Origin of the sequence: Kitasatospora sp. NPDC059577 (assembly GCF_042735475.1) — a bacterium.
GTDB lineage: Bacteria > Actinomycetota > Actinomycetes > Streptomycetales > Streptomycetaceae > Kitasatospora.
This window is the reverse complement of the sequence record NZ_JBHWBZ010000022.1, coordinates 36,629-41,831: the sequence shown is the minus strand read 5'-3', so window position 1 is coordinate 41,831 and position 5,203 is coordinate 36,629. Positions and strand designations below refer to the sequence as shown.

Annotated in this window: 3 protein-coding genes; 1 reads left to right on the top strand and 2 read right to left on the bottom strand. The window is 74.5% G+C overall.

Translation table 11 applies throughout. The features are described from left to right. A partial coding sequence (locus tag ACFV0O_RS19120) for a hypothetical protein (protein ID WP_380342977.1) occupies positions 1-2,702 on the bottom strand: 2,702 nt, incomplete at its 3' end. A 508-nt stretch (positions 2,703-3,210) separates the two neighbouring features. After that, a complete protein-coding gene (gene mce / locus ACFV0O_RS19115) occupies positions 3,211-3,651 on the bottom strand; it encodes a methylmalonyl-CoA epimerase (protein WP_380342974.1) in 441 nt (146 codons plus the stop codon). Positions 3,652-3,896: 245 nt separating this feature from the next. Here mce and ACFV0O_RS19110 point away from each other — a divergent pair, with 245 nt between their 5' ends. After that, entirely contained in the window at positions 3,897-5,090 is a 1,194-nt protein-coding gene (locus ACFV0O_RS19110) for an acetyl-CoA C-acetyltransferase (RefSeq protein WP_380342971.1), read from the top strand. Positions 5,091-5,203: the final 113 nt, after the last annotated feature.

The window sequence follows — 5,203 nt, the reverse complement described above, 5'->3', positions numbered from 1 at the left end:
GTGGCGTGCTGTTCGGCCTCGGTGCGGACGCGGTCGGCGTAGGCCTCGGCGGTCTCGCGCTGCTGGGTGGTCTCGCGCTGGGCGAGGGCCCGCAGCTCGCCGGCGGCCTGTTCGGCCTCGGCCCGTACCCCGGCGGCGTAGGTGTCGGCGGTCTCGCGCTGTTCGGCGGCGTAGGCGTCGGCGGTGGTGCGGACCTCGGTGGTCTCGGTCGCGGTGCGTTCGGTGAGGTCGGTGGCGTGCTGTTCGGCCTCGGTGCGGACGCGGTCGGCGTAGGCCTCGGCGGTCTCGCGCTGCTGGGTGGTCTCGCGCTGGGCGAGGGCCCGCAGTTCCCCGGCGGCCTGTTCGGCCTCGGCCCGCACCTCGGCGGCGTGGGCGTCGGCGGTGGTGCGGACCTCGGCGGCGGCCTGCTCGGCCTGCAGACGGGCGGCCTTGGCGGCGGCCAGCTGGTCGGCGGTCTCCTCGCGCTCGTGGCGCAGCCCGGTGGCGGCCTCCTCGCGCTCGCGGCGGCTCTCCTCGCGCAGCGCCTCGGCGGCCGCCCCGGCGTCGGCCCGGGTGCGGGCGGCCTCGGTGTCGGCCTCGGTGCGCACCCGCTCGGCGTCGGCCACCGCGGCGTCCCGCACCGCGCTCGCCCCGGCCTGCGCCTCGGTGTTCAGCGCCTCTGCGGCGGCGGTCGCCTCGGACCGCACCCGCTGGTCGAACTCGGTTGCCTCGCGGCGGATTTCGGCGGTCTCGCGCTCGGCGGCGGTGCGGTTCTCGGCGGCTGCGGCCTTGGCGGCGGAGAGCGCGTCCTGGCCCTGCTGCTCGGCGGTGGCGGTGATCTTCCCGGCCTCGGCGCGAGCCCGGGCCAGGGTCTGCTCGGCCCGGCCCTGGGTCTCGGCGGCCTGCTCCTGGGCCTGCTCGCGCAGCCGGTCGATCTCGGCCGCGGCGCCCGCGCGCAGTTCGTCCGCGTCGGCCTTGGCCCTGGTGAGCAGTTCCTCGGCGTTCTTCGCCGACTCCTCGATCTGCAGCACCGCCTGGCGGCGGGCCTCGCCGCGGACCCGGTCGGCCTCGGCGGCGGCCTGGGCGCGCAGCTCCTCGGCCTCGGCGCGCAGCCGCGCCGCCTCGTCCTGCATCTGCTCGATCCGCTCGCGGATCGCGGCGGCGTCGTCCAGGGCGGCGTTCTGGGCCTGTTCGACGGCGGCCTGGGCCTGCTCGCGCAGGCGCTGCGCCTCGGCGGCGGCCTCGGTGCGGATCCGCTCGGCCTCGGCGGAGGCCTCGTTCCGGGCGGTCTCGGCGTCCTGGTTGGCCCGGCCGAGTACCTCCTCGGCGGTCTTGGCGGCCTTGGCGAGGTGGACGGTGGCGTCCTTGGCGCCGGCTGCCCGGCCCTCCTCCTCGGCCTCGCTGCGCAGCCGCAGGGCCTCGGCCTCGGCCTGGGCCCGCAGCTCGGCGACGTCCCGTTCGGCCCGGGCGCGCAGTTCGGCGATCGCGGCCTCGGCCTCGCCGCGCAGTTCGGCGGCGACCGACTCGGCGGTGGCCCGCAGCCGCTCGCTCTCCTCGGCGGCGGCGGCCTTGGCGGCGTCGGCCTCGGCCTGCCGGGTGGCGGCGGCGGTCCGTACGGCCTCGGCCTCGGCGCGGATCGCGTCGGCTTCCTTGGTGGCCTGGGCCACCATCCGGGCGACCTCGGCCTTGGCGGTCTGCGAGCGCTGCTCGTTGGCGGCCTCGCCGTCGGCGACCTTGCGCTCGGCGGCGGCCTCGGCGTCGGCCTGGAGCTGCTCGGCGGCCTGCTCGGCCTGGGCGCGCAGTGCGGCGGCTTCGTGTCGGGTGCGCTCCGCCTCGGCGATGGCCTCGGCGCGCAGCCGGTCTATCTCGGCCTTGGCGGCGGAGAGCTGCTGCTCGGCCCGGGCCTGTTCGGCGGCGGCGTGCGCCTTGAGCCGGCCGATCTCGGCCTGCGCGGCGGTGAGCTGGTGTTCGGCGGCGGCGTGGGCGGCGGCCAGCTGCTGCTGGGCCTCGCCACGCGCGGCGTCCACGTCGGCGGCGGCCTGGGCGCCGGCCTGCTGGGCCTGCTCGGAGGCGGCGCGCAGCAGGCGCTCGGCGTCGTTCTGGGCGCGCTGGAGGGCGGCCTCGGCGGCGGCGTGGGCCTCGCCGCGGGCGGCGTCCACGTCGGCGGCGGTCTGGGCGCGGGCCTGGTCGGAGAGGGCGACGGCCTCCGCGCGGGCGGCGGCGACCATCCGTTCGGCTTCGGCGCGGGCCTCCTGGAGGACGCGCTGGGCCTCCTGCTCGGAGCCGGCCCGGCTCTGCTCGGCCCAGCCGTTGACGTGCTGCTCGGCGGAGCGGCGCAGCTCGGCGAGCTCGTCCTCCAGCTGGCGGCGGCGGGCGGTGAGCTCGGCCTCCAGTCGGGCGGTGCGCTCGGCGGCCTCGGCCATGATCCGCTGGGTCGCGGCCTGGGAGTCGCGCAGCTGGCGCTCCGCGTCGGCCCGCAGCTGCTGGGCCTGCATCTCGGCGGTGCGGAGCATCTGCTCGGCCTGGCCGGAGACGGCGTCGAAGGCGCGCGGCTGGGCGAGCATCCGGCGGGACTCGTGCAGCTTCGCCCGCAGCACCTCCACCTGGTAGGCGAGGTCTTCGGCATGCTCGGCTGCCTTGTCCCGCTCCTTCCGAGTCCGACCCATCTCGGCCTCGAACTGGGAGAGGTGATCGTCAGCCTCGTAGCGGTCGTTGCCCCGCACTCCGCGGTCCCATCCATCTCCTGGTCGCGTCCTCGACCCGGCCGGTTCCTGGCTCCCGTTTCCCGGGCGCCGGTCCGACTGGTCCTTGCATCCGCAGCAGGTGGACGACCCCTCGCCAATCCGGGGCCGCCCGCCGCGGTCGTCGGAGTCCGGGGCGCGGGAGCGCGGGGGTGCCGCGTTCCCCCGTCCGAGTGGACTCCTGGGCGAACTCTTGCCTTGTGGAGAATGGTGACAGATCCGTTGCGACTGTTCAGCCGTGCCCGCGTAATGGACTCCCCTTGCGACGGGCCGACCACCGGCGGGCGGACGGGCCTGTCTTCGGCCGTGCCCGTCGCCTCCGTCCCCCGGAGTCTTCGCGCACCTGGGCATTGTAGTGGGAGCGCACCGCGGGGGAATGGCCGCATGGGGGTTTTCCGGCTCTTCCGTCCAGGTTACTGACGGGTCATGGCCGACGGACCGTCGGGTGCCGCCGGGACGCGCGGCACCCTGGGGGACGGTCCGTGGACGATCAGTGCTCCTCGTGGGCGTTCTGCGCGGAGGTGACCAGCTCGGTCAGCACGCCGCCGCAGTCCTTGGGGTGCAGGAAGGTGATCCGCGAACCCATCGAGCCGATCCGGGGCTCGTCGTAGAGGACCCGGACGCCCTTGGCGCCGATGGCCGCGGCGTCGCCGTCCACGTCGGCGGTGCCGAAGGCGATGTGGTGCACGCCCTCGCCGTTCTTCTCCAGCCACTTGGCGACGGTGGAGTCGGGCCGGGTGGGCTCCAGCAGCTGGAGGTAGGAGGCGCCGCCGTCGTCGGTCCCGTTGATCCTGAGCATGGCCTCGCGGACGCCCTGCTCCTCGTTGACCTCGGAGTGGAAGACCTCGAAGCCGTAGGTGGCGCGGTAGAACTCGACCGTCTTGTCGAGGTCTCGGCAGGCGATGCCGATGTGGTCGATACGGGTCAGCACGGCGACCTCCGGGTGATGGGGGACAAGGGTGGCACCAAGTGCAGCGCATGGCCCGCGACGGACGCCAGTGCCGGACGTGCGAGCCTGCTCACACGCGGCGGGGTTCACCCGGACCGCTCCGGCACGGTGTTGACTGGAGGGTGCCAGTGCGCTCGATCACACCGTCGCTCCGGTGACGGGCGGGTACCGGGTCAGTACATTGAGCGCATCCTCACCTGGCCACGACGTGCGAAGGGGCCCGTCCCATGACCAACACCACCTCTGTGATCGTTGCCGGTGCGCGGACCCCGATGGGTCGCCTGCTCGGTTCCCTCAAGGGATTCTCCGGTGCCGACCTCGGCGGCGTCGCCATCAAGGCCGCGCTGGAGCGGGCCGGCATCACGGGTGACCAGGTCCAGTACGTGATCATGGGCCAGGTGCTGCAGGCCGGCGCCGGCCAGATCCCGGCCCGCCAGGCCGCCGTCAAGGCCGGCATCCCGATGAACGTGCCGGCGCTGACCATCAACAAGGTCTGCCTCTCCGGCCTGGACGCCATCGCGCTGGCCGACCAGCTGATCCGCGCCGGCGAGTTCGACATCGTCGTCGCCGGCGGCCAGGAGTCGATGACCAACGCCCCGCACCTGCTGCCGAAGTCCCGCGAGGGCTTCAAGTACGGCGCGATCGGGATGCTGGACGCCATGGCGCACGACGGCCTCACCGACGCCTACGAGAACATCCCGATGGGCGAGTCCACCGAGAAGCACAACACCCGCCTGGGCATCCCGCGCGAGGTGCAGGACGAGATCGCCGCAGCCTCCCACCAGCGGGCCGCCAAGGCGCAGGCCGACGGCGTCTTCGAGGCCGAGATCGTCCCGGTCGCCATCCCGCAGCGCAAGGGCGAGCCGGTCCTGTTCGGCCAGGACGAGGGCATCCGCGCGGACACCACCGTCGAGGGCCTGGCCAAGCTGCGCCCGGCCTTCGCCAAGGACGGCACGATCACCGCCGGCACCTCCTCGCAGATCTCCGACGGCGCCGCCGCGGTGGTCGTGATGAGCAAGGCCAAGGCCGAGGAGCTGGGCCTGACCTGGATCGCCGAGATCGGCGCCCACGGCAACGTGGCCGGCCCGGACAACTCGCTGCAGTCGCAGCCGTCCAACGCGATCAAGCACGCACTGGCCAAGGACGGCCTGGAGGTCGCCGACCTCGACCTGATCGAGATCAACGAGGCGTTCGCCGCGGTCGCGTACCAGTCCATGAAGGACCTGGGCGTCTCCTCGGACATCGTCAACGTCAACGGCGGTGCGATCGCGCTCGGCCACCCGATCGGCATGTCCGGCGCCCGCGTGGTGCTGACCCTGGCGCTGGAGCTGCAGCGCCGCGGCGGCGGGATCGGCGCGGCCGCGCTGTGCGGCGGCGGTGGCCAGGGTGACGCGCTCATCGTGCGCGTCCCGAAGGCCTGATCAGCTGATCTGATCTTCGGGGGGGGGGGGGGCCGCCCCCCACCAGGCCCCCCCCCACCGCCCCCACGCACCCCCCCCCCTTGATGATATATTAATTAGAAAACGCGAGCCTC

Coding starts and splice junctions, on each gene's coding strand:
- ACFV0O_RS19110 (WP_380342971.1), top strand. CDS start 3,897: ATGACCAACACCACCTCTGTGATCGTTGCCGGTGCGCGGACCCCGATG.